Origin of the sequence: Photobacterium satsumensis (assembly GCF_050336935.1) — a bacterium.
Classification (GTDB): domain Bacteria; phylum Pseudomonadota; class Gammaproteobacteria; order Enterobacterales; family Vibrionaceae; genus Photobacterium; species Photobacterium satsumensis.
This window is the reverse complement of the sequence record NZ_JAKJSK010000006.1, coordinates 417,000-440,909: the sequence shown is the minus strand read 5'-3', so window position 1 is coordinate 440,909 and position 23,910 is coordinate 417,000. Positions and strand designations below refer to the sequence as shown.

At 43.6% G+C, this 23,910-nt stretch carries 26 protein-coding genes and 1 pseudogene; 11 read left to right on the top strand and 16 right to left on the bottom strand.

Features of this window, described 5'->3' with window-relative positions; genetic code table 11:
- Positions 1 to 8 precede the first annotated feature (8 nt).
- A complete protein-coding gene (locus L4D79_RS02115) occupies positions 9 to 1,916 on the bottom strand; it encodes a bifunctional 5-dehydro-2-deoxygluconokinase/5-dehydro-2-deoxyphosphogluconate aldolase (RefSeq protein WP_428646714.1) in 1,908 nt (635 codons plus the stop codon).
- Between the two features lie 628 nt (positions 1,917 to 2,544).
- On the opposite strand from L4D79_RS02115, the gene L4D79_RS02110 reads away from it, so the two are divergent.
- From L4D79_RS02110 to L4D79_RS02100, 3 genes are all read left to right on the top strand, one after another.
- A complete protein-coding gene (locus L4D79_RS02110; RefSeq protein WP_428646711.1) occupies positions 2,545 to 3,543 on the top strand; it encodes a sugar ABC transporter substrate-binding protein in 999 nt (332 codons plus the stop codon).
- A gap of 79 nt (positions 3,544 to 3,622) precedes the next feature.
- On the top strand, positions 3,623 to 5,116 hold the full coding sequence (locus L4D79_RS02105) for a sugar ABC transporter ATP-binding protein (protein WP_428646709.1): 1,494 nt from the start codon (positions 3,623 to 3,625) through the stop codon (positions 5,114 to 5,116).
- Between the two features lie 72 nt (positions 5,117 to 5,188).
- Positions 5,189 to 6,205, top strand: a complete 1,017-nt coding sequence (locus tag L4D79_RS02100; protein ID WP_107347689.1) for an ABC transporter permease — start codon at positions 5,189 to 5,191, stop codon at positions 6,203 to 6,205.
- A 131-nt stretch (positions 6,206 to 6,336) separates the two neighbouring features.
- Here L4D79_RS02100 and L4D79_RS02095 read toward each other — a convergent pair whose 3' ends face one another.
- Positions 6,337 to 6,963 (bottom strand): HD domain-containing protein, encoded by a 627-nt coding sequence (locus L4D79_RS02095; protein ID WP_428646706.1) that lies wholly within the window; start codon positions 6,961 to 6,963, stop codon positions 6,337 to 6,339.
- Positions 6,964 to 7,161: 198 nt separating this feature from the next.
- On the opposite strand from L4D79_RS02095, the gene L4D79_RS02090 reads away from it, so the two are divergent.
- Entirely contained in the window at positions 7,162 to 7,485 is a 324-nt protein-coding gene (locus tag L4D79_RS02090) for a hypothetical protein (RefSeq protein WP_428646703.1), read from the top strand.
- A 53-nt stretch (positions 7,486 to 7,538) separates the two neighbouring features.
- Positions 7,539 to 8,249 carry a tRNA (adenine(22)-N(1))-methyltransferase gene (locus L4D79_RS02085; RefSeq protein WP_428646701.1) on the top strand — a complete coding sequence of 237 codons (711 nt, stop codon included), beginning with the start codon at positions 7,539 to 7,541 and terminating at the stop codon, positions 8,247 to 8,249.
- A gap of 55 nt (positions 8,250 to 8,304) precedes the next feature.
- Here the strand turns inward: L4D79_RS02085 and L4D79_RS02080 are convergent, their stop codons facing one another.
- Both L4D79_RS02080 and L4D79_RS02075 read right to left on the bottom strand, forming a co-directional pair.
- Positions 8,305 to 9,054, bottom strand: a complete 750-nt coding sequence (locus L4D79_RS02080) for an alpha/beta hydrolase (protein ID WP_428651677.1) — start codon at positions 9,052 to 9,054, stop codon at positions 8,305 to 8,307.
- Positions 9,055 to 9,180: 126 nt separating this feature from the next.
- A complete protein-coding gene (locus L4D79_RS02075; RefSeq protein ID WP_428646698.1) occupies positions 9,181 to 9,534 on the bottom strand; it encodes a tRNA-binding protein in 354 nt (117 codons plus the stop codon).
- 336 nt (positions 9,535 to 9,870) lie between these two features.
- Here L4D79_RS02075 and L4D79_RS02070 point away from each other — a divergent pair, with 336 nt between their 5' ends.
- Positions 9,871 to 10,176 (top strand): hypothetical protein, encoded by a 306-nt coding sequence (locus L4D79_RS02070; RefSeq protein ID WP_428646696.1) that lies wholly within the window; start codon positions 9,871 to 9,873, stop codon positions 10,174 to 10,176.
- A gap of 398 nt (positions 10,177 to 10,574) precedes the next feature.
- On the opposite strand, the gene L4D79_RS02065 is transcribed toward L4D79_RS02070, so the two are convergent.
- The 4 genes from L4D79_RS02065 to L4D79_RS02050 all read right to left on the bottom strand — a co-directional run bounded on the left by L4D79_RS02065 (position 10,575) and on the right by L4D79_RS02050 (position 13,268).
- A complete protein-coding gene (locus L4D79_RS02065; protein WP_428646693.1) occupies positions 10,575 to 11,048 on the bottom strand; it encodes a GNAT family N-acetyltransferase in 474 nt (157 codons plus the stop codon).
- Positions 11,049 to 11,142: 94 nt separating this feature from the next.
- Entirely contained in the window at positions 11,143 to 12,045 is a 903-nt protein-coding gene (locus L4D79_RS02060; RefSeq protein WP_428646691.1) for a class I SAM-dependent methyltransferase, read from the bottom strand.
- A 49-nt stretch (positions 12,046 to 12,094) separates the two neighbouring features.
- Positions 12,095 to 12,835 carry an SDR family NAD(P)-dependent oxidoreductase gene (locus L4D79_RS02055; RefSeq protein WP_428646688.1) on the bottom strand — a complete coding sequence of 247 codons (741 nt, stop codon included), beginning with the start codon at positions 12,833 to 12,835 and terminating at the stop codon, positions 12,095 to 12,097.
- An 85-nt stretch (positions 12,836 to 12,920) separates the two neighbouring features.
- Positions 12,921 to 13,268 (bottom strand): SH3 domain-containing protein, encoded by a 348-nt coding sequence (locus L4D79_RS02050; RefSeq protein ID WP_428646685.1) that lies wholly within the window; start codon positions 13,266 to 13,268, stop codon positions 12,921 to 12,923.
- On the opposite strand from L4D79_RS02050, the gene L4D79_RS02045 reads away from it, so the two are divergent.
- Positions 13,263 to 13,592, top strand: coding sequence for a hypothetical protein (locus tag L4D79_RS02045; protein WP_428646682.1), 330 nt, complete (start codon positions 13,263 to 13,265; stop codon positions 13,590 to 13,592). The genes L4D79_RS02050 and L4D79_RS02045 overlap by 6 nt on opposite strands.
- Here L4D79_RS02045 and L4D79_RS02040 read toward each other — a convergent pair.
- A complete protein-coding gene (locus tag L4D79_RS02040) occupies positions 13,582 to 13,977 on the bottom strand; it encodes a VOC family protein (protein WP_428646679.1) in 396 nt (131 codons plus the stop codon). The genes L4D79_RS02045 and L4D79_RS02040 overlap by 11 nt on opposite strands.
- 112 nt (positions 13,978 to 14,089) lie before the next feature.
- On the opposite strand from L4D79_RS02040, the gene L4D79_RS02035 reads away from it, so the two are divergent.
- The gene (locus L4D79_RS02035; RefSeq protein ID WP_428646676.1) at positions 14,090 to 14,296 is read left to right on the top strand and encodes a hypothetical protein; all 207 of its coding nucleotides are present in this window, start codon (positions 14,090 to 14,092) and stop codon (positions 14,294 to 14,296) included.
- Between the two features lie 428 nt (positions 14,297 to 14,724).
- Here L4D79_RS02035 and L4D79_RS02030 read toward each other — a convergent pair whose 3' ends face one another.
- From L4D79_RS02030 to L4D79_RS02020, 3 genes are all read right to left on the bottom strand, one after another.
- Positions 14,725 to 15,231 (bottom strand): YgjV family protein, encoded by a 507-nt coding sequence (locus L4D79_RS02030; RefSeq protein WP_428646673.1) that lies wholly within the window; start codon positions 15,229 to 15,231, stop codon positions 14,725 to 14,727.
- Positions 15,232 to 15,672: 441 nt separating this feature from the next.
- Complete coding sequence (locus L4D79_RS02025; protein WP_428646670.1) at positions 15,673 to 15,966, bottom strand: DUF3144 domain-containing protein; 294 nt, start codon at positions 15,964 to 15,966, stop codon at positions 15,673 to 15,675.
- A 153-nt stretch (positions 15,967 to 16,119) separates the two neighbouring features.
- A complete protein-coding gene (locus tag L4D79_RS02020) occupies positions 16,120 to 16,272 on the bottom strand; it encodes a hypothetical protein (RefSeq protein WP_428646668.1) in 153 nt (50 codons plus the stop codon).
- Positions 16,273 to 16,461: 189 nt separating this feature from the next.
- On the opposite strand from L4D79_RS02020, the pseudogene L4D79_RS02015 reads away from it, so the two are divergent.
- Both L4D79_RS02015 and L4D79_RS02010 read left to right on the top strand, forming a co-directional pair.
- Positions 16,462 to 17,476: pseudogene (locus L4D79_RS02015) on the top strand (IS110 family RNA-guided transposase).
- 581 nt (positions 17,477 to 18,057) lie between these two features.
- Positions 18,058 to 19,014, top strand: coding sequence for an IS110 family RNA-guided transposase (locus L4D79_RS02010; protein ID WP_428646665.1), 957 nt, complete (start codon positions 18,058 to 18,060; stop codon positions 19,012 to 19,014).
- 28 nt (positions 19,015 to 19,042) lie between these two features.
- Here the strand turns inward: L4D79_RS02010 and L4D79_RS02005 are convergent, their stop codons facing one another.
- Positions 19,043 to 19,405, bottom strand: coding sequence for a hypothetical protein (locus tag L4D79_RS02005; RefSeq protein WP_428646662.1), 363 nt, complete (start codon positions 19,403 to 19,405; stop codon positions 19,043 to 19,045).
- Positions 19,406 to 19,565: 160 nt separating this feature from the next.
- The gene (locus tag L4D79_RS02000) at positions 19,566 to 20,270 is read right to left on the bottom strand and encodes an HNH endonuclease (protein WP_428646659.1); all 705 of its coding nucleotides are present in this window, start codon (positions 20,268 to 20,270) and stop codon (positions 19,566 to 19,568) included.
- Positions 20,271 to 20,672: 402 nt separating this feature from the next.
- On the opposite strand from L4D79_RS02000, the gene L4D79_RS01995 reads away from it, so the two are divergent.
- Complete coding sequence (locus L4D79_RS01995) at positions 20,673 to 21,530, top strand: MurR/RpiR family transcriptional regulator (RefSeq protein WP_428646656.1); 858 nt, start codon at positions 20,673 to 20,675, stop codon at positions 21,528 to 21,530.
- 217 nt (positions 21,531 to 21,747) lie between these two features.
- On the opposite strand, the gene iolG is transcribed toward L4D79_RS01995, so the two are convergent.
- Positions 21,748 to 22,731, bottom strand: a complete 984-nt coding sequence (gene iolG / locus L4D79_RS01990) for an inositol 2-dehydrogenase (protein ID WP_107347704.1) — start codon at positions 22,729 to 22,731, stop codon at positions 21,748 to 21,750.
- Positions 22,732 to 22,756: 25 nt separating this feature from the next.
- The gene (iolB, locus tag L4D79_RS01985; RefSeq protein WP_428646653.1) at positions 22,757 to 23,581 is read right to left on the bottom strand and encodes a 5-deoxy-glucuronate isomerase; all 825 of its coding nucleotides are present in this window, start codon (positions 23,579 to 23,581) and stop codon (positions 22,757 to 22,759) included.
- Positions 23,582 to 23,910 lie beyond the last annotated feature (329 nt).

The window sequence follows — 23,910 nt, the reverse complement described above, 5'->3', positions numbered from 1 at the left end:
TCACTCCTTTAGCCACGCTGACGCCACAATGTAATTAAGTTGTGATAGTTCTGCTTGATTTGGGCAATCAAACCTGCATCATCAATCTCGTTAGCAAGCCATTGGCGGGATGGCTGTCCGAAAATTGTTCTACCAACCGCAAAACCTTTCACTACATCGGTACTTGCCGCTGCATTAAATCCGGCTTTTAATTCATCTTCTGGTGCATCTAAACCAAGTAAGACAACACCACGGCAGTGCGCATCACGGGTTTGAATCAGGTCATTGACTTCACACCAAGATTCAGCAGCCATCGGCGGTAGTTTCCACCAGTCAGGTTTAACGCCTAGGTTATAGAAACGCTGCATGGCGCGTAGGTATAGCGCATCCGTACGTTCCAAATCGGCAGGTAAAATGATTTCCAACAGTAACTCATGGCCTGTTTTACAACATGCTTCATAGACCTCACGCACTTGCTTTTCTTGATCAAGGCGGAGCGCATGATGATCATCAGGGTGGAAAAACACCAAACATTTCACAACATGCTCTAACGGCCAATCGATTAGCTGGGAGCCGATATTGCCGTGCTCTAGTTCAAGCGGGCGGGAAGCTGGCAACTCTACCGGACGACCAATCCACCAGCCTTCACCGGTAATGTCATTCAAGACATCTTGGCCGAATGTGCTATCACACAGTAATCCGGCTTTGCCTGATAACCCGGCTTCTTCTGCGACTTCACGACTTGCTCGTAGAATAAGCTTTTTCAGTGGCTTAACTCGGCTAATATCAGCATTAGCTTCGCGTGCCATATCAACAAACTGGATACGGTGATCAAACGCCAACACACACAACTCTTCCCACTCTTTATCACGAGTGGTTACGCGGTGAAGGTGATTCAAACGCTCGTCAAGATCCGGCCGAGGCACATCATTAGCACGAGTCAGGTAATCATCAAGCTCTTCTTTAGAAGGCATTGCTGGCGCACAACCATGGCGTGACACCACCAAGGCACCACAAGCATTGGCATAAGCACACGCTTTTTCCCAACCTTCCTCGTTGAGGTATCCGCGCAATAGGCCAGACATAAAGGCATCACCTGCGCCGAGAACGTTGAGCACATCAACGCGCACCCCTTCAACGGTGATCCCTTCATCCAAATCATTAGGAATGGCATTAGTGAATACAGAGCAGCCTAAAGGACCACGCTTGCAAACCAATTCGGCTTGGCTAACTTCGCGAACTGCCTTCAATGCGTCAACCGTATTGGTAGAGCCACCTGCAATATGGAATTCTTCTTCAGTACCAACAATCAGATCAAACAAGCCCAGTACTTCCTGGAGTTGCTCTGTCACCTTACCGGATTCAACAAATCGCGTTTCACCATCACCTAAGGTTGTTAGACCCCATAGCACCGGTCGATAATCGATATCAATCGCTGTCTTGACACCGTGTTTTCTTGCATAACGCAATGCTGTTAATACAGCTTCGCGGGTATTAGGGTGCGATAGATGGGTGCCAGTAATCGCCAAGCAGCGAGCTGAGGCAATGTACTCTTCATCAATGTCATCGGCAGTGATTGCCATATCAGCGCAGTTATCACGGTAGAAGATCAGAGGAAAAGTATCTTCATCTTTTATACCAAGAATAACCAAGGCGGTTAGACGTTCTTCGTCGGTAATTAAGTGACTGGTATCCACACCCACTCGCTGGAGCTCTTCCCTTAGGAATCGTCCCATGTGTTCATCACCCACCCTAGCAAGCATGGATGATTTCAATCCCTGCCTTGCTGTGCCATAGGCGACATTGCCTGATGATCCACCGAGATATTTAGAGAAAGTGCCCATATCTTCAAGGCGAGCACCGATCTGCTGACCATACAAATCCACGGCAACTCGCCCCAAACAAATAAGATCCAATTTCTTATTGCTGGTATTCATCCTTTTCGCTCCTTCCTCTAACTACTGCTGTAGTTAAAAACCGTTCTGATAATGGTTGAACTGATTTTACCATCTAAGTTGAGAACACCGATCTCAACGCTCATTGTTTCGATGCTCCTATCATACGAAATATTCATTTCATTTAAAATGAAAAATGAAATGAAAAATATATTTTGTGATCAAGGTATAATTTCCATCCCCACAAAAAGCGCTGCACAGCAACGCCCTTAATGAAAAATATTTTTCAAACAATGGCAACATAACGGCAACACCCTTACACCAGCATAACATTCCATGCCTTATCAACAACTTAACGCAAAAACAGAATATACAAACAATAATTAGCCTTAAAAATCATAAAATTAGCGCATGAGATAGCGATTAGGTATTGATTCCAGTGAGACTTGGTTAACAATTTTGTCATTTGCACCCAATCAGGGGTGGTTATTAATTGAGCCCGAGCATATAGTTGTTTACATAAAAATAATAAATTTATTTCAATCAACGTGAATACACTTTCTGGAGTGATATTTCGTTCTAGAAAGTGAATAGCACCTTTTTACCGTATTTTTGAAATGTACATTTCACCCAAGAAAACGGTTAGGTGCACAAAAAAAAGGAGGCAACAATGCCGTCACTGATACATGGAATTACTTCTCTACTTACACACTCTATCTCGACGACAAAGGCCCTTTCTAAGGGAATCCTGCGTAAAGTGGCCATTATTGGCGCTGTCATCACACTGGCTGCTTGCGGCGGTGAAGAAGGCGAGGCAAAAACAAAAATTGGCGTCGCTATCCCAAACTTTGACGACACCTTTTTGGTCAATATGAAAGACTCTATGGAGAGTTACGCTAAAGAGATGGGTGATGTCGAACTTATCTTCGTTGACGCAAAAGAAGATACAGTGAAACAGTTGGGTCAAATCCAAAACTTTATTGTTCAGCAAGTAGACGGCATCATTCTTGTTCCGGTTAACACTGATGCAACCCAACCAATGACTGACAGCATTCAAAAAGCTGGCATCGAATTGGTATTCCTAAACCGCCGTCCTTCTTACCTCCCAGAAGGCGTCTCTTATGTGGGTTCCGACGAACTTCGCTTCGGTGAAGAGCAGGCTAAATACGCTGCCTCTAAACTTGATGGCGGGAATATCGGTATCATCATGGGCATGATGACAGTTGAAGCGGCAATTCTACGTACCCAAGGTGTTGAAGAATTCTTCAAGGATAAGCCTGAATTCACCATCACCCGCAAACAAACCGGCCTATGGCAGCGTTCACAAGGTATGATCGTGATGGAAAACTGGATCAATTCTGGTGAACAAATCGACATTATCCTTTCGAACAATGATGACATGGCACTGGGTGCAATTCAGGCATTACGTGCAGCCGGCAAATTGGACGACACCATTGTTGTCGGTGTTGATGCAACCCCTGATGGCATCATGGCGATTAAAGATGGTGCATTGGATGCCACCGTTTTCCAAGACGGTGTCGGTCAAGCACAAGGTGCACTTGATGCAGCACTGAATGCCATCAATAAAAAGCCGCAAGAGAAAATTACTTGGATCCCTGCAGAACTCGTTACTCAAGACAACCTAGCTGAATTCCAAGCAAAAGGTTAATCCACATCCCTCTCTATAAATAACTTATCCGGCCCTACATTACGCTAACTACGTAGGGCCTATTTTGGAGCAAATCAGTATGAGCCAAGTAATACTTGAGATGCGTGGTATTACCAAAACCTTTCCCGGTGTAAAGGCACTCGATAACGTGCAACTTACCTTGAAGAAAGGCCGCGTAATGGCGCTCATGGGCGAAAATGGTGCAGGGAAGTCGACCTTGATGAAGGTGCTGTTTGGCACATACCACCGGGATGAAGGCACTATTCGCTACCAAGGGGAACTCGTAGATTTCTCGGGTGCTAAAGAATCACTGGAAAGTGGTATCTCAATGATTCATCAAGAACTCTCCCCTGTTCTCCACCGTAATATTGCAGAAAATATCTGGTTAGGCCGTGAACCGCTCAAAGGGCCGCTAAGGCTGATCGACCATAAAAAAATGTATGCAGACACCAATGCGCTGCTTAAACGTCTAGATTTGGAACTTGACCCTCGTACCCTGATGAGTGATCTCACCGTTGCAACAATGCAAATGGTTGAAATTGCCAAAGCGATTTCATTTGATTCCAAAATCATCATTATGGATGAGCCAACCTCTGCACTGACCGACAAAGAAGTCGCGCACTTGTTCGATATCATCGAGAAGCTCAAATCCCAGGGTGTTTCCATGGTGTATATCAGCCATAAAATGGATGAAATCTTCAAAATTTGCGATGACATCACCGTATTTCGAGACGGTTGCTATATTGGTGAACGTGAAGCAAGAGATACAAACCATGATGAACTCGTCCAGATGATGGTGGGTCGTGATCTTGGGGATGTATTCCCGCCGCCGACGGCCAAGCCTGGCAAAACTCGGCTTGAAGTGAAAAACCTGTCTGTCGATGGCTGCTTCAAGGAGATGAACTTCAAGCTCCACGAAGGTGAAATTTTAGGGATTGCCGGCCTCGTCGGCGCAGGTCGAACCGAGCTTATCGAAACACTGTTTGGCGTACGCGAGAAAGACACCGGTGAAATTTGGATCAACGGCGAACATGTTGAGATCAGAGCGCCACAGGATGCGATTAGCCACAAAATGGCTTTCTTAACAGAAGACCGCCGCCATTCTGGCCTCTATCTGATGTTAGACATCTTTGCCAATACCTCTATCGCCCACCTTGATGCTTACAAGAGCAAGGTTGCGAATGTCCTTGATGTTCGCCAAATGCGCTCGGACAGCGAGGAACACTGTAAAAAGCTCAAAGTGAAGACCCCTCACATGAACGAGGCTATAGATAACCTCAGTGGTGGTAACCAACAAAAAGTATTGTTGGCCCGCTGGATGTTAACCAAGCCCGATATTCTATTCCTCGATGAACCGACCCGAGGTATTGATGTAGGTGCAAAATCTGAAATCTACAAACTCATGCGTCTTTTAACCGGTATGGGGAAAAGCTTGGTAATGATCTCGTCAGAATTGCCTGAAGTGATCGGCATGAGTGACCGTGTCCTGGTCATGCATGAAGGCAAGCTAAAAGGCGAACTCGACGGCCATGAAGCGACCCAAGAAAAAATCATGTCGATGGCATTGGCATAACTGCCCAAGCCATACCGTATAATCACTGCTGTCGTGACAGGGTGACGCAATAATTTATCAAGGAAAGTCATTATGATTGCGAAGTTAATAGAAGCAACGTCTGGTGCGAAATCGCCACAGAATTATAAACGCTTGATTTCAAAGTATGCCATCTACGTTGTTTTCATCGCCATGTGTGTGGTGATGACTATTTTATCTCCAGTATTTCTTACAGTAGCCAACTTACTTAACGTTGTTACCCAAATGGCCAGTATCGGCTTATTGGCCCTTGGGGTAACCATCATCATTATTACCCGAGGAATCGACTTATCATCGGGGTCGGTATTGGCGGTCGCCGCGGTCGCCTCGGCCAGTATGGCGCAAACCCTCGACTGGGGCATGCGGATGTATCCGGCCATGCCTGAGTTACCGGTTATCGTGCCGATCCTTGTCGCTTTAGCTGTCGGCGCGCTTTGTGGCTTCATCAACGGTGCACTGATCGCTTATACCGGTATCCCTCCGTTCATCGCCACCCTAGGTATGATGATCATCGCTCGTGGTGCTGCCCTGCTCTACTCTGATGGCCGCCCAGTCAGTAGCCTTATCGATTCATACCAATGGATTGGTCAGGGTACCATTGCAGGTGTTCCCGTTCCGGTAGTGATATTTATCGTGATGGCTATCGTTTCTTACATCCTGCTCAACTACACCCGCTTCGGTAAATATGCCTACGCAATTGGTGGTAACGAAACTGCCGCCTATGTTTCAGGTATTAACGTTAAGAAGTACAAAATACTGGTATACACCTACGCTGGCCTACTAGCCGGTATCGCAGCGCTTATCCTTTCTGCCCGTATTAACTCTGGCCAGCCTGGTCTTGGGGTCATGTACGAACTGGATGCCATTGCATCAGCAACCGTTGGTGGTGTATCCCACGCCGGTGGTATCGGTACGATTCAAGGTACCATTATCGGTACCATGATTATGGGTGTGCTACAGAATGGCCTCGACTTATTGAATGTCTCGGCTTACTGGCAGCAGGTCGTCAAAGGCCTGGTGATAATAGTGGCTGTTGTCTTCGATATGAAACGACAGAAGAAGAGTAAATAGCCATAACCCTTAATAAATGCATATAGATAAAAACAACTCGAGCCTATAAAGAATTAGCTTTACTGTAGGACTTCACGTTGAAGTGCCACGTTTCTCCCCTAGGGTTACGTGGCTTTTTTTATGGTTAAACTTCAGATTTCTTCGCCTAACTGCTTCAAGTACGCTTTCATAAAGACCGTTCGTTTTTCAGCTTCAGTCTTCGCTGATACCGTGTTCATCGTATCATTCAGCTTAAATAGCTTGGTGTAGAAGTGATCGAGGGTATATTGCCGATCATTTAACTCTCTGTTCTCACTAAAAGGGTCTTCTGTATCATATAAGCTGACACCCAGGCTTGAACTGACCTGGATACACCGTGCAATACCAATAGCACCAAGTGCATCTAGCCTATCAGCGTCTTGAACGATTTGTGCTTCCAAGGTTTCAGGTTTGATATTCGCGCTGAAACTGTGCGCCACAATGGCATGGTGAATGGCTTCAAAATACTCAGCGGGGTAATCAATTCTTGCCAGAAACTCTATCGCTTTCTCAGCGGCAATGAACGAACTTTTAACTCTTTCCGAATGATTCTTCGGAAAGGAAAAACAATCATGTAGATAAGCGGCAGGAAGAACGACTTCGATCCTCGCGCCTTCACTGTCACATAGCGCCCTGGCTGTTTTGACAACTCTAAACACATGATTCATATCATGGGCGAGGTCCTGCTGCATTTCAGATTGAATAAACTCAACAAACTTGTTTTCAAACTTTTCTACCACTGATACTCCTTACAGGCAAATGCTCTATCGCTCAATCAAGAAAAGAACAATACACGGAACAGCCTTAACCCTCTACCAGATAAAATGACTTTTCTTCAAGAATCAGATCTGGGCTTTTCATTCTGCAATGTTAGTAACCATCATTGAAAAGGTATTGTTGTTATCTTGATTAGATCACAACAACGACAAGTAGTGCATATGATTCATATCTCACAGGTAGTGCCATTAATCGACAAACAGCTTAAAGAGATGGCGGTCAAAGAAGCGGTTCAATTCAAGACTTTTAAGAAAGACCGAGGGTTCATGGTCTACCGAATTGATGCCGAGCAATTCCAGCTCATTGAAAATGGTTTTAACAACACATCAGTCGTGGGTGATGCAGACAAGATACGGAAGCAAACCAAGAAGTCCTTGAAGCGTGAATTCCCAAGGAGTAACAAAGTTTGGGTTGAGCATTTCCATGATGTCGACTGTCCTTTTGACATAAAAGCGCATCACTCAAGGCAGATGTCATTGTTCTGAGACCGCATTTTATTGGTGCAATTCACTTCGCTAGCAGAGTGAAAACTATTACAATGCGCACGATTTTAGACGGCAAGCGGACACTATCCTTGAAACTCAGCACAAGATTAAAGCAAATAGAACAAATGGTACCATCTGGCTATGACCACATTTGGGATTGTTGTTGTGACCATGGCTATTTAGGAGCAGCACTTTTATCAAGACAACCAGCTACCAATGTACATTTTGTTGATATTGTCCCGGATCTAATGGCAACAGTAGAAAAGAACCTGCAGCGTTTTTATCCTGATGCTAAATGGAAGGTCTACTGTCAAGATGTGGCAAAGCTCCCTCTAAATCAGTACGACGGTAAACACTTGGTGATCATCGCCGGTGTGGGTGGTGACTTAATGAGCGAACTTGTAGAAGCTATTCACCAATGCCATCGTGATGATAATGTTGATTTCTTGCTGTGCCCTGTAAACAACCAATACACTCTGCGCCAAAAACTGATAGAACATAACTTCGGTCTTATGCACGAAGTGCTGATTGAAGACAACCGCCGTTTCTATGAAATTATGCTTGTCTCATCGACGCTTGGGGAAAATGACTCAGTTAATGCTGTCGGCAGTAAAATTTGGCAGCCAGACTCAGCCAAACAAGCCGAAATTGCAACAAAGTACAAAAACAAAACGTTGAATCATTACCTTCGAATTCAACAAGGAAACGCAGCCAATACCAACATACAGGCCATTATTGATGGTTATGGCGCTGTCGCCGTTTAGGGTCATATTTAGATCAAAGAAGCGACTTAATGAAAGGCATGGACGCCCTTTATCACTAACCTTGTTTCTGTAACTCATCACATGCTGAACCGGCCAAAAAACCACCGACAATGTCTTTGGTTGTCTGTTTCACGGCTAATGAACCGTAATCCGATAAATCCATATGCTTGGCGTCTTTAATCTCAACGACACAGCCACCAAACGCCTCTTGCTCTGAAGTAGTTAACAATACGCCTTCTTTAGTTGGGTACTCGGTTGCTCTGATGGAAAGTACCCTGACCTTTTCACTTTTGGGAAGTGCTACCCGCTTATGATCTAATGTGATCAACTGACGTACATAGTCATTATCATCACGAGTTAGCCAAGTGGATATATCTCCACCGTTTGAATGACCAACCAAAGTAAGATCATTAAATTCATATGCCGAAAACTGATGCGGTAACTCATGCTGGAGAAAATTTAACGTAGCTGCTCCTCTCTGCCAGTTTTCGATTCTGGTCTGGTAAAGGTCGCCTTGCTTAGATAATGGAGGATCATTGGGCAGTTCATGATTAACAGCCACCGTCATATAACCATTTTCATTAAGCAATTGGCTGATAAATTGATACTTGGTGTAGGGTACTTTGTTCCCTGCGCTTATAAACGCAACCCTACATTTACTGTCGGGTTTACATGAACCAGCATTCGATGGAAAATCGATAGACACTGGAATCTCTCGCCCTCGATAAGGGTCATTTACGGTCAAAGTCTGTGAAAAGCCCGAGAACGAAACCAATGTTCCAAGAAAAAATGCTTTGTACTTCATATTGCCCATTTATTCATTCCTTAGGCTGTTGCAATTAGTTAACCTAATGATCCGTCCCCGAATACACCCACATTGGTTCAGTATTTCCTGCTCTTTCAAAGCCTAATGATTTGTAGAAATTAACAGCTACCCTGCTCTACTACCATTCGGTACGGGGGTTTCTGGCATCGCTAAGCAAGGAGTCAACTTATCTGCATACCCGATATCAAACAGCATTCCTTGAGAAACTTCCCCTGCCATTTTTTGTTCTGGTAGATTCACAACGAATAGCGCTTGCTTACCTTCGATTTCGTATGGGTTTTCTCGCTCTTGTTTTATGCCAGCAAGAATTGTTCGGACATGGTCACCAAAGTCCACCGTTAGCTTCATCAGTTTCTTCGATTTCTCAACTTCCGAAACCGCTGTAATTGTTCCGACTCTTATATCCAGTTTTTCAAAGTCATCAAATGTGATTAACTCTTTAATGGGTGCAGGTTTCATTTCACATCCTTCATTATTTAAACGGCCAAAGCGAATGACATGGGCTCCTTTCTGTCAGCATTACCACATTTTGTAATGTCTAACTTCTATTCTGGACCACTCTGCCATAACCAAACTATGGTTAAGCTAAGGCACTAATTTAACCAAATATGCCATTAGTCGCAACGACGACAAGCATGAACACACCTAACCCTAATTTCAGTGACTAAACCACTGAAATATAACATCGTTATCACGTCTAGGCTAAGGACATACTTTACGCTTTGTTATATAGTTACCTCAACAAGATTTCAACTACGATATCTTATTGGACAGTGCTATATCGAAGGGGGATATATGGGTGAAGCGCTTGGACACTTACTTGCAATTTTGGGCAACCCGCTTGCATACACTATCGGTAAATATGTCATCTCTATTCTAAGCTTTGGCAAACTTTCGATAGAACCTTTACCTAAGAACTATCCTGCCCATTTTGTACAAGCCTTTGATGATAACAAGGTGGTTCGAACCGAAGACCATGCAAATTATTCTATGTCACATGAGAAAGCACTTGTTGTCGGCTACATAGTCATCTTGTCCGCTTTTAGCACCTTACTCTACGTTTTCAGAGACTTTTTCTTAGCATCAAAAATACCAGAATAACCATGACGTATAGCTGAACAAAAAACACTAGTGCCATATTAAGCAACCAACTCCATTCGATAAACTCCATTACTTGTTATTTACTGTAAGCCCTAACAAATGGCATGGACTCCCCCTCATCAGACTCTGCCACACTTTGAAAGACTTACAACTCTCCTTGTAGGCACCATGTCGAAATCATATGGTACTGACTCCGCCAAATATCATTCACCGTGAAGATCATTAAGGCAAGATACTGAATCGAAAAACAATAATTCACTCGAAAACCCGATCCACGTTTGCCAGTATTTCACCCGCGATTGTCGTGATAGAGACCTGTTTTGCACCGTATTATTGGGCGCCTTTCAGGATGGCGTCATGTGGGACAACAATATATCCAAACTAACTGTGGTATGTATTTACTTGGCTCCCACTCTCTTGAAATACTCAAAAACGCTAAAGCCATCATCGGGAATCGGGTTGAACACCCTAGTTTTAATGTATCCCTGCTTTTCATAGAAATGGTGATTGCGCAAAGACTCTGATGGCGTTAACAATTTGAAAGCTACGGCTTCACCAAATTGCTTTTCGATTAACCCCATAACTTGCGAACCAATCTTTTTATCCTGAAATTGTTGTCCTAGAAATACATATTTAATATCCAAAATTTTATCGGCATCGAGCTCCACACAGAATCCACCCGCAAAAACTCCACCGTATAACACTTTATAAAAATTTCCTTTGGCAATTTGGGCACATATCCAGTCCATTGATTCTATGTTTGGAGGGTAAGAACCATACTTGTTAAAATCCTCCTGAAATGCGTCGAAAGCACAATTTTGAACTAGTGCGGCCTCATTCAAATTAACCGCCTTAATTTTTACAGTTAGCATAACAGCCCTCGAACGATGGTACTCAGTCACAAAACAATAACCCGCTCGTAAATCTTTCCTGTTTTTACAAGTATCTAAGTCAATGGAATACTGCCTAGGACTCCGCTATTACAAAGTGTTCCAGTTTAAAAATTTGATTTTCAGGAATGGTTCTACCTACAGGGGTAAAATACACAGTATTAAGGTCATCCAACGTTTTATTTTCTTTTAATGAGAAACCATTTTGGGATAATAAGGTTTCGATTTCTTCAGCGGTGTAGAATGATACCCATGGTTCACCCACTTTTGCTGATAAGCGTTTTATTGACTCAGCTCGCTCCGCAGCTTTTGGGTAATCCTTACCAAAGCAGGCTTCAGGATCTTTCTCAAGTAATTCATCGACGTAAGATATAAACAAAGTAGAACCTGTTCTTTGAGTAAGTGCAGCCAGTTCTTTAATTGTTGAAGTCGTCGCCTCTTTGCTAATGTACTGAGAAACACCTTCTAGCGTAAAAACTGTACGCTTACTTTGATCAAAGCCCGCAGCCAAAAGTTGTTCAGTTAGTGACTGATGATTGAAATCAACGGCCACATAGCTAACATTGCTAGAGTTTGGTAAATCTTCAGGTAGTTTGGAACGTTTCTTCGCCTGAACTTCTGGTTGATCAACTTCAAAGATTTTCAACGACGATGGTAGTTCTAGACGGTGAGCTCTCAAATCATAGCCAGCACCTAGAATGACGTATTGCTCTGCACCACTAGCAGCACTTTTTTTGATTAGCTCATCAATGAAACGAGTACGCGAAATTAAATGTTCGTGGAAACCAGGCGCGAACTTTTGAGTTAACCAGACGCTAAACTTATGCCCCAATAGCTTGATCAAGCTAGCACCTACAACAAATCGTTCGGCATAGGGATCATTTATGACACGTCTATCAGGTTTAGCCAGTGTTTCAATCAAACGCTGTTTTGCCACCCCTTGGGCAGTACCGTCTTTTCTAAAAATGGAATTACTCATAAACAGCCTTGTATTTAACTAACGCCCTGTAAATTGGTTAACGACCACATTAAGTCAGAGATAAACCGCCATCAACAACGAGTGTATGCCCCACGACATAGCTTGACTTCTCTGAACACAGCCACTCAATAGCGTTCACAACTTCTGATGGGACTGCAAACCGCTTAATTGGAACAACGCTTTCTACTTCACTGCGAATACTTGGATTCTGTGTTGCTTGTCTCTCCTCCCAACGAGATGTCCAAGTAACACCAGGCGCAACAGAATTTATCCGGATACCATCCTTGATTGCTTCAAGCGCGACTGAACGTGTTAAGCCCTCTAAACCATGTTTTGATGCGCTATACATCGACGCATTTGGCGTTGGACGAATGCCGTTCACTGAACTGATATTGACGATAGTTGCCCCTTTAGACATAAGTTGAAGTTCATGTTTTAGGCATAAGGCATGTGACCAAAAATCACTGACTAAGGTATTAAATAGCGCATCGACTGCTACTTCTGAAAATGTACCACCGGAACCAAGCGTCGGCGAGGCATTATTAACCGCGATGTCCAATGCGCCATACGCTGATTTAATATGTGAAAACAGGTTATCAACTTGCTGATTGTCGGACAGGTCAACAGTTTGAAAATCAACATCAGAAAGCTCGGGATTAGAAAGAATAACTTCGCGCCAAGTCTCTATAGAGCGAGCGCAAGTAATCACTGTATGGCCTTGAGAAACAAAGGTTTTAACCGTTTCCAACCCAATACCTTTGCTACCACCGGTAACCAAGACTTTTTTCATCATTGAATCCTTTCTTGGATGGTCAATTTTTTGCATTTAACGCCAGACTAACGAGCGTTCCTGCTAGGCAATTTGTTAGGTGAACTTACTCACGTTCTAAGTGATTGAGTGGAGCCCAAGCTAAGTTGCCTTCATTGCCAATCTTCTCACACCAAATCCAACCATTGAGCTCGAATTTTGAAACAAGGATCTCACCCTCAGAGAGGTGGTGCTCAATAGCATAGTAGTCACGCAAAACTTCCACACTTTCACCTCTTATATTCAGAACCTGCTTGGGAACCCAGCCTTGTTTATCTTTACCCCGACAAAATACCCAATTTGCCCAATCACCTTCTGGATTCGACTCTTCGACAAATTCAAGTAACTCTCCGGATTCAACTCGTATGGGTTCCTCTGGGTTGTCCGTATATTTCTTAACTACCTTGTAATGCATACTGCTCCTTATTACGCCGTTCAACTAACGAATGGCATTGATTTAGCCAAATATTCGTTCAGTATCCACGGTGAAAATCATCAAGGTAAGGTGCTGATCCATAGAACAATACCCCGATCGAAAGTCCTTTCTACTTTTGCCTATATCCCACCGGCTATCGTCGTGATGGAAGCCTGCGGTACTTCCCATTACTGGGCTCGTGAAATAGCTAAACTCGGCCATATAACAAAAATGATCTCAACAATGCCGTGGCTATCTGCGTCGCTGTCACCCGAGCAGCAAGCGATCCTGCAGCTACATCGCGATATATATATTAGCCGTTGAAATACTGCTTGAACTCCCCGCTTGGCTCTCGTTCTGAGTAAATATAAACAGAGTTTCCTATTGGATCTATGACAGAAAAACCTCGGTCACCCCATGGATGGTCTTCAAGCGGCATGGCAATTTGCAGCCCTGCTTTACTAAGGCGAGAATATTCAGCATCTACATCTTCAACTTTGAAATTTAGCATCACTCCTTTGCCGTCAAAAACAGCCATGTTTTCTTGTGGTTGAATAAAACATATTTCAGGGCCGTCTTGATTAATTTTCAGCATGACGTACCAACCACAATCAAAAACCGCTTTTGCGGCAAAATACTTTATATAGTATTCACGGCACGAATCCACTTCAGTTGTACAAAAACACGTAGATAATTCTATCGTTTTCATATGATTTCCTTATTCAATGAACACCAGATTAAGCGGCTAACGAATGACATGGACTCCCCCTCATCACACTTTGCCACACTTGGTAAGTCTGACTACTTCCCTTGGGGCCACCATGTCACCATCAATTTATTGCATTGATTTAGCCAAACATACGTTCAGTATCCACGGTGAAGATCATCAGGGCAACGTGATGATCCATAAAACAATAACCCGATCGAAAGTTCTTTCTACTTTTGCCAATATCCCACCGGCTATCTTCCGGGTGGAAGCCCAAAATCCTCTTAGTATCTGGTCGTTACTGAGTAACGACACCGAATAGCAACCAATATAAAACCAAGCTGTTTTCTAACGGATTAGCCGACTTCACCGGGTCATTGCAATAACCAATGATGAAAGGCTCAGACCATTTGCGGGAAACCCTGATATTGCGGTGGGCACTGTAGATGCCTTCTAACGAATGAGGAACCGCAACCGCGTAGTGTCATCAGGGTATGGCAACTAAGCCAATATACAGACCGAATGTAGAGCGGCAGTCCAGACCTAGCGTTGTTGTTGACAACCGGGGGAGTCCATGTGGCCATATTAAGTGGTAAACAACGCGACCACCCAAGCCTAAACCTTGCCACATTTAACACTAAAGCCGACCTGAACTGAAATTGCCAAGCGTTGAGAATCCGTCTTAAATGCTTTGATATATTTCTGTTTTCGCCACGCTAATTTCGCACATACTAGCATAAAAACAAAAACTTAACTTTGAAGGCATGGACTTTTGATATGTATTCTGTAGTAACCAACAACACTGCTTACAATAAACAACACATCGATGAATACCGCTACTGGTGTGCCGACTATAACATCATGCACACCCCACACTCCTGTCCCAATAACCATCAGCCAACGCATAAGCTTGTCATTGCTACTAAACGAAGCTTTTGTATGCAATAGCGATGCAGTGCAACTCAGAACACTCGTTAAACCACTGAAAGTCACAACAGTACCTAACAATGTCACGAAATAGAACAACCACTTTATTTTAGGCGTTGATATGAAGATACCAGCCAAGTATCGACATGCTCCTATTACCAGCAAACATGCGGCCGTCCACTCGTTAAGTAGGGCGAAATGCGCTGCAATCAATAATGCCGATATACATAAAGCAGACAAAAGCTGTGTACGATTTTTAAACTGAAACGATGCGATATCGAATAGCGCAGCGAAACCAACCAATATTTGGGAGGCAACAAAAAGGGACATAACCCCTCCAATAATAACCAGGTAATATAGAAAACGTCTTAGCGGCTCAGAGCTATAAAGCGCTGAACAATATGATTCAGGTTAAAAATTGCAGGGGAGGTATATCGCGACGGCTTGAGTCTGACGAAGTTGAGAATGACAGGCAGAGGGAACTTGAACGTTAAATAGGTTCATATTGTACTCCTCCCGTCAGTGTAGCTAATAATAAACGCGATTCTACAGGAAAATGTCGAAGAAAAAAGGTGATGTCACCTTTTGTTACCATTCAACATAACCCATTGATCTTATGGATTATGACAATAGCCAAAAAGAAATATAACGTATCGCTAAGCAGCCAAAACAATAGCTGCAACTTCAGCACACCACCATAAACACCCAAGCCGCTGCACATCTAGACTGCCCCGTATTTTGATCTTTTTGAGCGACTTGTTATGAGTTTTGCTAAGTCTTGCTATTTGGCTGGTATTTTTGAAAATTTTCTATGTAGTCATCTAGATTTTCTATGAGCATTTTCTCATATTGATCTACAAAGTATCTTAAGGCCTCTTCTTTATCATTTTTCATTTCTTCGACATTGTCAGCAGAAGAAGCAACATTAAATGCATTGTATCTTGCTGCTGCATAAAGAGTTGAAGAGCTTACTTTACCGACATCGCAATCTTTAGCTTGTTCGTTTGCTAAAGCGATAATTTCATCAGCTCTTTCCCAAAACTCTGGTGATACTTCATTAGTCATAACTTTCCTTTTAACTCATAACGCTTCAATAAGTGCCCGACACAAAACCAAAACGGACCACCGTAAACACAAAAGCCAAACCATACCAAAAATGCGCCGTGTTAAGTCCAGAATCCACTTGAAGCGCTTGTTATGCCGATTACTAAGTAAGCACTATTTGTTATTGTTATTGTTATTGTTATTTTTCTTACTCAACAAATGCTCTTCATACTTTTTAGAAATCCATTGATGAATATGGAGTCCTGTTTTACGAAAAAGATACCAATCTATAGCAGCTAAAATAACAAAACCTATTATAGTTCCCATTATAAATTCTCCATACGCGCCGAAATGTAATTTTATCAAATAGTTAAGAAAAAACCGTGAACCTAAATAGGTTATTTAGCTAGATTCGGATTATGTCTCCAAAAACGGAGGCATAACGAATGACATGGACTCCCCCTCATCAGGCTCTGCCACACTTGGTAAGTCTGACTACAGTCCTTGGAGGCCACCATGTCACAATCAATTTATGGCATTGATTTAGCCAAACATTCGTTCAGTATCCACGGCGAAGATGAGCAAGGCAAGGTACTGATCCACAAAACAATAACCCGATCAAAAGTCCTCGTGACTTTTGCCAATATTCCACCTTCTATCATCGGAATGGAAGCCTGCGGTGCTTCACACTACTGGGCACGTGAACTGGCTAAGCTAGGCCACACAACGAAAATCATGGCGTCTAAATATGTTGCACCTTTCAGGACGGGTGCCAAAAATGCTCTCAATGATGCCGTAGCAATTTGCGTTGCTGTCACCCGCCCTTCAACGCGCTTCGTTAAGATCAAATCACCTGAGCTACAAGCAATCTTGCTCCTTCATAGCGCTCGCGATAACTGGGTTCATGAGCGAACAGCACTGTTAAACCAGATGCGAGCAATGCTGGCCGAATTTGGTATCATCACACCAAAAGGCCGACATGCCTTACAAACAGCAATTCCAGAAGCACTTGAAGATGGTGAAAACCAGCTGCCCGATTTAGCCAGAGCTATTATCTCCGACAGTTACAAGCACTTGCTGAATATAAACCAAAGTATTGCTGACCAAGAATACTGCTTCAATATGCTGGTTTCACGCAGCCATAATGCTCAGAAGATCATGAAAGTTGCTGGTATCGGCCCGATAACCGCAACCGCTGTAATCGCCAGTATCGGCAAAGGTGAGCAGTTTGATAAAGGCCGCGACTTTGCTGCCTGGCTCGGTCTAGTTCCGTCGCAATACTCAACCGGCGGTAAACCCAGACTTGGACGGATTACAAAAAAAAGGCGATAAGTACCTCCGGACATTATTGGTTCACGGTGCCAGGGCTGTTATCTCAGCCGTAGGTAACAAGACCGATCGCTTGAGCTTATGGTGTAAAGGCTTAGTAAAACGGCGAGGCTTCAAGCGGGCTATTGTTGCATTAGCAGCCAAGAATGCACGGATAATCTGGTCGTTACTCAGGAACGGCACCGAATACCAACCAGTATAAAACCATACTGTTTTCTAACGGAATAGGTAACTTCACCGGGTCATTGCAATAGCCAATGATGATGTAAGGTTCAAACCTTTTGCGGGAAAACCTGATATTGCGGCGGGCACAGTAAATGCCTTCTAACGAATGAGGAACCGCAACCGCGTAGTGTCATCAGGGTCATGGCGTTGAAAGCCAGTAAACAGACCGGATGTAGAGCGGCAGTCCCAAACCTTCCATCACCTGACGCTATTGTTGACAACCGGGGGAGTCCATGTAGCCGCATTAAGTGGTGAACAACGCGGACGCCAACCTTAATCCTTGCCACATTTAGCACTGAAGCCGACCCAATCTGAAATTGCCTAGTGTTGAGAACCCGTCTTAAATGTTTTGTATGGATAATAAGCATAAAATTCGGGTAATGTGAGACCCAGGCTTTAGCTGCAACTAAAGCTTTCTATGTGGTAGTTCGTTTAAACGCTGGCTCCTCTGTCGAGAGACCGATAACAAACATGAACACCACATAGGACTCCAAGCACTAACCTCGAATAGTCGACTGGGTCTCGAACCCGCATTTCGCAAACAAGAGTTAGCTTATTATGAATACAAATACACTTCAAAACATAAATATTGGCGTTGATACTGGCAAGTCACAACTAGATATTTATATCCGTCCTCTTGATATCTTTTTCACTGTTCCAAACAACGAAAAAGGCATTAAAGAAGCAGTTAAAACCATTGCTAAGTATTCACCACAACGTATTGTCGTCGAAGCTACCGGACGATTGGAAATGCCCTTTATCCTCGCCTGCTCTGAAGCAAATCTACCATTTGTTATTGCTAATCCAATACACATAAAGCGCTTTGCTGGTGCCATCGGAAGACGAGCTAAAACAGATAAGTTGGATGCCACTCTAATCGCTCACTATGGTGAAGCAATTAGACCTAACCTCACTCAACTAAAGCCTGAAAACATGCGTTTAATGAGTGATTTAGTAGCTAGGCGTCACCAACTTCTTACCATGCAGACTATGGAAAAAAACCGACTACAGTCACTACCTAAACATATTTCTGGAACAATCAAACCTGTTCTAACTGCCTTCAAGAATCAGATAGTAAAAACAGAGAAAAGAATACTTTCTCTCATCGAATCATGCCCTGAATACCAAAACAAAAACCTTCTATTACAAAGTGTCCCCGGTATAGGTAAAGTTGCTGCGGCCTCTATCATCAGCAATGTTCCTGAGCTTGGTCTCATTACTAACAAACAGGCCGCAGCCCTCATCGGCGTAGCACCTATTAATAGAGAAAGTGGACGCTACAAAGGCAAGCGCGTTATTCAAGGTGGCCGGTCACAAGTTCGCACTGTGCTCTATATGGCTATGATGTCTGCAATGCAGTGTAACCCTGTTTTTAAGGCCACTTACCAACGCTTTTTAGATGCAGGAAAACCTAAGAAGGTAGCAATTATCGCCTGCGTTAGAAAGATGGTTGTGATCTTAAATTCAATGCTTCGAGATGGCGTCATTTGGGATGAGAATATAGCTAAAAGTTAGCTATTGACGCCATAGTCGTTTGTTATGTTTATTTAGCCCACTTCACTACGCCATTAGCCTGACATGACGTAACACCACTAAGGCCATTCCGACCCATTGAAATCCTAATACGTTGCTCATTTAGAGGCTCAATCTCACGCCCAACATTGTCGGCATGATCCCATGCAATAGCGGTTAATTGGCTCTTACAAGCAGCAGCTAATGCATCGCTTTCAGGAATAAACTGATATCTAGAATAATAAACCGTAATACCAAAGCCATCTTTGCGCTCTTCGATACCATATTCTGTATCTTTATCATAAGTCGATAATGGTATATTCGTATGACTTACTGGGGTCGCACAACCAGTGAAAATTGCCGCTGAAAGTAGACCTAGAATCAAATTTCTCATTGCTTGCTCTTAACTTTTATTGTTCAAAAGCGCATTATACCGCATGACATTCTAAAATTTAAACATAACGCCAGCCATAAGGTTGCCCCACTGAACCAACAAAGTGCACTGAACTTCATACCAAGAATGCCGGGTGTAACACATCACCTTGATGGCCTTGTTAGGCATTTTTTAGTTTTTCAAACTTTACTCTTAAATACTCTCTATTAGGGTAAAGAGTTTCATTATCGGGTAGCTTTATTTTGTCTCTCTTAATGCCTAGTTTTTCGTCCGAACAAAAAATGATTTCAAACTCATCATTCACACCGATTAACCCTCTGTCATATGCAATCTCATGATTTACACAGAGACATAAGCCATTAGTTATGGTGTCATTTCCTCCATCAGCTACGTCCACAATATGAGCTGCTCTAAGCAAAGATTTTTCATTTATGTCACACATGGCACATTGATGCCCGTATGCCTTCAACACACCAGCTCGAAATGTTGACTGCTTTCTAACCGGTTGCTTAACAACAGACTCTTTCCACTCTCGTCCATTTGGGTAAGGTCTTTTACTATCAGTTATAGCCCTATCTTCAAACTCCACTCTTCCGTCTTCATAGCGATAAACATTTGGTAAGGTTTCATACCTTAAAGTGGATACATCAATCAGCCCAATATCACCTTTAGAGTTCAAAATTACAATTAATCGAATTTCGTTCGCTGTGTGATAGATAGTTTGCATCACAGGTAACTTTACTTCATCAGGCAAACCATTAACGAACTCATCTGTAAGAGCTTGGTTTCTTTTCTCCCTAACCGCAGCATCATTAATTTCTTTTAGATCTTTTTTTGTCAAAAATTTTCTTACTTCATACTTCATATTTATACCAATATGCCTAACAGCTTTATAGATTGAAACTTTCTCTCTTATCATTCTTCATATCATCCAATACGAACTCCAATCATACTGCTTTTATTCTTTATTTTCATGATGATACATCACACCCAGCTACATTGTAAAAGTGATATGTTGAATTTTTCAACATATCACTTTCTCCATTATCAAATGGCGATTTTCCTCACGGCATCTCAATTCACTCGGGTCATTCATGCGCATCCCTACAGACTGAATGTTTATGAGCTTCTTACCGTACTTTTCTGCCAATACGTCTTGGAATGTATATTCTAATTACGCATATGTTTAGCATTTTATGAAAAAAACGTTTCATGGCGCAGCTGTAGCCGTTACAATACAAGGAGGAGCAATTGAAGGGAGTATGAGATGTCTGTTGCCAATAACCTTACTGAACTGCAAGATCAAATCCGAACGCGATATAGCGATCTTAGCAAGCGTTTACAGCAGGTCGCCCGCTATGTATTGGATAATTCCAACAGTGTCGCCTTTGATACCGTTGCGGTAATTGCCAGCCAAGCTGAAGTCCCTCCTTCTACATTGATCCGCTTTGCCAATGCTTTTGGCTTCAACGGCTTTAATGACATGAAACAACTGTTTCGCCGTAACCTCGTAGAAGAAACAGCGAGCTACACTGAACGCGCTAAGCTTTTCAAAGAGCTTGATGCTGAGCAAAGTGCGCCTGAAAGTCCGGCTATGATTTTGCAAGAGTTCGCCCGTGCGAACGCGCAGGCGATGAACCACCTTGCTTCGCAAACGCCGGCAGACAAGCTTGAAGAAGCGGTCGAGATATTAATGAATGCTGATAACATCTATCTTATCGGCTTGAGACGCTCTTTCAGCGTCGCTTCTTATCTTACCTATGCATTACGTCATCTTGAGCGCCGTGCGTTCCTGATTGATGGATTGGGCGGTATGTTCAAAGAACAACTCTCGATGATTGGCCCCAATGATGCGGTATTATCGATCAGCTTTAGCCCTTATGCGCAAGAGACGGTCACTCTCAGTGAAATAGCTTCACAAGCCGGTGCAAAACAAATCGTGATAACCGATAGCCAAGTCAGCCCACTGGCAGCCTTCAGTGATGTTTGTTTTGTGGTAAAAGAAGCCCAGGTTGAGGCTTTCCGCTCGCAATCCGCTTCTTTGTGTCTTGCTCAAACACTGGCCGTTTCTCTGGCTTATCGGCAAGGTGCCAGCAATAACCTTGAAACAAACGTTCTAGGTTAGCTTTTTACTTCTTTTTACTTACTGCTTTCTAAATGAATGCCGTCCTTACACTATGTGTAAAGCGACGGCATTTTTATATGAAGAAAGACGAAAAACAGAAAAAGCCCCGCAGGTGCGAGGCTTTAAGAGTGATTAACCTTTAGGGGTGATGTCATTGGGGGGTAACAGTCACTCCATACCCGTCATCACTCAGGAGGCTTTGGTCTGGGTTGAGATATTACAGCTTGATGGTTTTACCTTGCTTCATCGACTCAAGGGCCGCATCTGCCATTACAAGGGCAAATTCGCCATCCGCACCGCCACATTCAGGCTCTTTGCCTTCAAGGACGTCAACGAAGTCCTGCCACTCTGCGACATAGGCAGCGTCATAGCGCTCAAGGAAGAAGTGCTGAGGTTTAGCAGCAACACAACCTTCTTCGCCCCAATGTTGCACCAAGTTCTCTTTGACGTTGTGTGCCTGTAGCAAACCTTTCGAACCATGCAGTTCAAGACGCTGATCATACCCGTAGCCAGAACGACGGCTGTTATTGATGGTTGCAATTGCCCCTGATGGGAAGCTGAGTACCAACACAGCGGTGTCGATGTCTCCTGCTTCACCGATGGCAGGATCCACCATGCAGCTGCCGTGCGCAGTGATCGAAACCGGATCTTCTCCCATGATGAAACGGGCCATATCCAAATCATGGATGGTCATGTCACGGAACATGCCACCAGATACTTTAGTGTATTCAGCTGGCGGTGGCGACGGATCGCGAGAGGTGATCACTAGCGATTCAGGCTGGCCGATAACACCCGCATTGAGCTGATTTTTCACTGTTCTGAACTGTGGATCATAACGGCGGTTAAAACCGACCATCATGTGTGTGCCGTGCTGGCGGACTGTCGCCAAACAATCGCGTACTCGGCTGAGATCTAAGTCAATGGGCTTTTCACAGAAAATCACTTTCCCATGCGCAGCGGCCATTTCAATTAAATCAGCATGTGTATGGGTTGCAGAGCAAATACATACCGCATGTACATTCGGATCAGACATTGCCTGTTCGATTTCTTGTACTTGCGCGCCATACTTTTCGGCTAACTTGTTAGCACCCTCAACATAGGGGTCGATAATTGAATACAATGTTGTCTTGGGATGCTTTGCAATATTTACAGCATGCACCTGGCCAATCCTGCCAGCGCCGAATAACGCAATATTAAACATGTCTCACTCCTTTGCCGGAAACTAATTATTGATGTTTTCTTGCATATTGCTCTTCGTTAATCCATTGATGGTCATCTTCCCAGGTAAACAACCATTTACGTGTTGGCCCAGCCATTACATTCAGGTAGTAGCTGTCGTAGCCTGCAATAGTTGCCACAGGGTGATACCCCTTAGGGACTTGAACGACGTCTTTGTCATAAACCGCCATGCACTCGTCCAATGAACGATCATCGGTGTATACACGTTGCATGCAGAACCCCTGTGCTGGGTTCAAACGGTGGTAATAGGTTTCTTCGAGATAGGTTTCGTTAGGTTCTGCATCCTGATCGTGCTTATGGCTCGGATAGGAGCTCGTGCAGCCTTCATCCGTATACACTTCTACCACCAGCAAGCTGTCGGCTTCTTTGTAATCAGGCAAGATATTGTGGACAAAGCGCTTATTATTCCCTGCCCCACGCTGCTCCGCATCAATATTATCTGGAGCGATCAGGCGGGTTGGATAACTACCTTGGCCTGGTGCGGTACACACTGCTAACTCTAGCTGGGTATTTGCCACAACACTGATTGCCTCACCTTTGGCGACGTAAACAGCGTAAGGTTTCTTGCGCTCAAACGGCCCCATTCGGTCACCGATGTTCTCGAATGTTTCAGTAGGCGTGGTAATTGTGGCAAAGCCCCCCACCAGTACCAAACACACTTCATTTTCGCTGGCTGGTAGCTCTATACGTTGGCCGCTTTCAAGTTCAAACGCTTTAAATCCAACATAACCCCATTGCGCACTTTCTGGGGTAATTGTTTGGGTATTACCATGCTGATCAGGGGCATGGTATTTGGAGAGCAATTTTGACATGGCGACCTTCTCAATGTAGTTATTCGTAATATTGCTTCGAAAATATTTTTCAAAATAGTATGAAAATAAAAAAACCTTTTCAAACCAATTATGAAACAAATGGTTCATTTTGTGGGCGAGGTAACACGTCGAAAATTTCTTCATTCAGCATGAAATAATTGGCATAAAAAAATGACCTTTATGGCCCACACACATACTTCAAGTGGCTTGGGTATAAAACGGAGGCAGCATAAAGTGATTGGCAATCGAAGGGCTGAAACTTTGGTTTCCAGCAAAGGAATAAAAAAGCGAGTCAGGCGATTAAGCTGACTCGCTAGAGGTACATATCT

What these genes read in the sequence shown, in the direction of transcription:
- L4D79_RS02010 (WP_428646665.1), top strand. Translation starts at nt 18,058, where the DNA reads ATGAATACAAATACACTTCAAAACATAAATATTGGCGTTGATACTGGC.
- L4D79_RS02090 (WP_428646703.1), top strand. Translation starts at nt 7,162, where the DNA reads ATGATTCATATCTCACAGGTAGTGCCATTAATCGACAAACAGCTTAAA.
- L4D79_RS02055 (WP_428646688.1), bottom strand. Translation starts at nt 12,835, where the DNA reads ATGAAAAAAGTCTTGGTTACCGGTGGTAGCAAAGGTATTGGGTTGGAA.
- iolB (WP_428646653.1), bottom strand. Translation starts at nt 23,581, where the DNA reads ATGTCAAAATTGCTCTCCAAATACCATGCCCCTGATCAGCATGGTAAT.
- L4D79_RS02060 (WP_428646691.1), bottom strand. Translation starts at nt 12,045, where the DNA reads ATGAGTAATTCCATTTTTAGAAAAGACGGTACTGCCCAAGGGGTGGCA.
- L4D79_RS02085 (WP_428646701.1), top strand. Translation starts at nt 7,539, where the DNA reads ATGCGCACGATTTTAGACGGCAAGCGGACACTATCCTTGAAACTCAGC.
- L4D79_RS02115 (WP_428646714.1), bottom strand. Translation starts at nt 1,916, where the DNA reads ATGAATACCAGCAATAAGAAATTGGATCTTATTTGTTTGGGGCGAGTT.
- iolG (WP_107347704.1), bottom strand. Translation starts at nt 22,731, where the DNA reads ATGTTTAATATTGCGTTATTCGGCGCTGGCAGGATTGGCCAGGTGCAT.
- L4D79_RS02005 (WP_428646662.1), bottom strand. Translation starts at nt 19,405, where the DNA reads ATGAGAAATTTGATTCTAGGTCTACTTTCAGCGGCAATTTTCACTGGT.
- L4D79_RS02100 (WP_107347689.1), top strand. Translation starts at nt 5,189, where the DNA reads ATGATTGCGAAGTTAATAGAAGCAACGTCTGGTGCGAAATCGCCACAG.
- L4D79_RS02030 (WP_428646673.1), bottom strand. Translation starts at nt 15,231, where the DNA reads ATGTCCCTTTTTGTTGCCTCCCAAATATTGGTTGGTTTCGCTGCGCTA.
- L4D79_RS02020 (WP_428646668.1), bottom strand. Translation starts at nt 16,272, where the DNA reads ATGGGAACTATAATAGGTTTTGTTATTTTAGCTGCTATAGATTGGTAT.
- L4D79_RS02105 (WP_428646709.1), top strand. Translation starts at nt 3,623, where the DNA reads ATGAGCCAAGTAATACTTGAGATGCGTGGTATTACCAAAACCTTTCCC.
- L4D79_RS02025 (WP_428646670.1), bottom strand. Translation starts at nt 15,966, where the DNA reads ATGACTAATGAAGTATCACCAGAGTTTTGGGAAAGAGCTGATGAAATT.
- L4D79_RS02075 (WP_428646698.1), bottom strand. Translation starts at nt 9,534, where the DNA reads ATGAAACCTGCACCCATTAAAGAGTTAATCACATTTGATGACTTTGAA.
- L4D79_RS02035 (WP_428646676.1), top strand. Translation starts at nt 14,090, where the DNA reads ATGTCACCATCAATTTATTGCATTGATTTAGCCAAACATACGTTCAGT.
- L4D79_RS02080 (WP_428651677.1), bottom strand. Translation starts at nt 9,054, where the DNA reads ATGAAGTACAAAGCATTTTTTCTTGGAACATTGGTTTCGTTCTCGGGC.
- L4D79_RS02040 (WP_428646679.1), bottom strand. Translation starts at nt 13,977, where the DNA reads ATGAAAACGATAGAATTATCTACGTGTTTTTGTACAACTGAAGTGGAT.
- L4D79_RS02045 (WP_428646682.1), top strand. Translation starts at nt 13,263, where the DNA reads ATGCATACTGCTCCTTATTACGCCGTTCAACTAACGAATGGCATTGAT.
- L4D79_RS02110 (WP_428646711.1), top strand. Translation starts at nt 2,545, where the DNA reads ATGCCGTCACTGATACATGGAATTACTTCTCTACTTACACACTCTATC.
- L4D79_RS02000 (WP_428646659.1), bottom strand. Translation starts at nt 20,270, where the DNA reads ATGAAGTATGAAGTAAGAAAATTTTTGACAAAAAAAGATCTAAAAGAA.
- L4D79_RS02050 (WP_428646685.1), bottom strand. Translation starts at nt 13,268, where the DNA reads ATGCATTACAAGGTAGTTAAGAAATATACGGACAACCCAGAGGAACCC.
- L4D79_RS02065 (WP_428646693.1), bottom strand. Translation starts at nt 11,048, where the DNA reads ATGCTAACTGTAAAAATTAAGGCGGTTAATTTGAATGAGGCCGCACTA.
- L4D79_RS02070 (WP_428646696.1), top strand. Translation starts at nt 9,871, where the DNA reads ATGGGTGAAGCGCTTGGACACTTACTTGCAATTTTGGGCAACCCGCTT.
- L4D79_RS01995 (WP_428646656.1), top strand. Translation starts at nt 20,673, where the DNA reads ATGTCTGTTGCCAATAACCTTACTGAACTGCAAGATCAAATCCGAACG.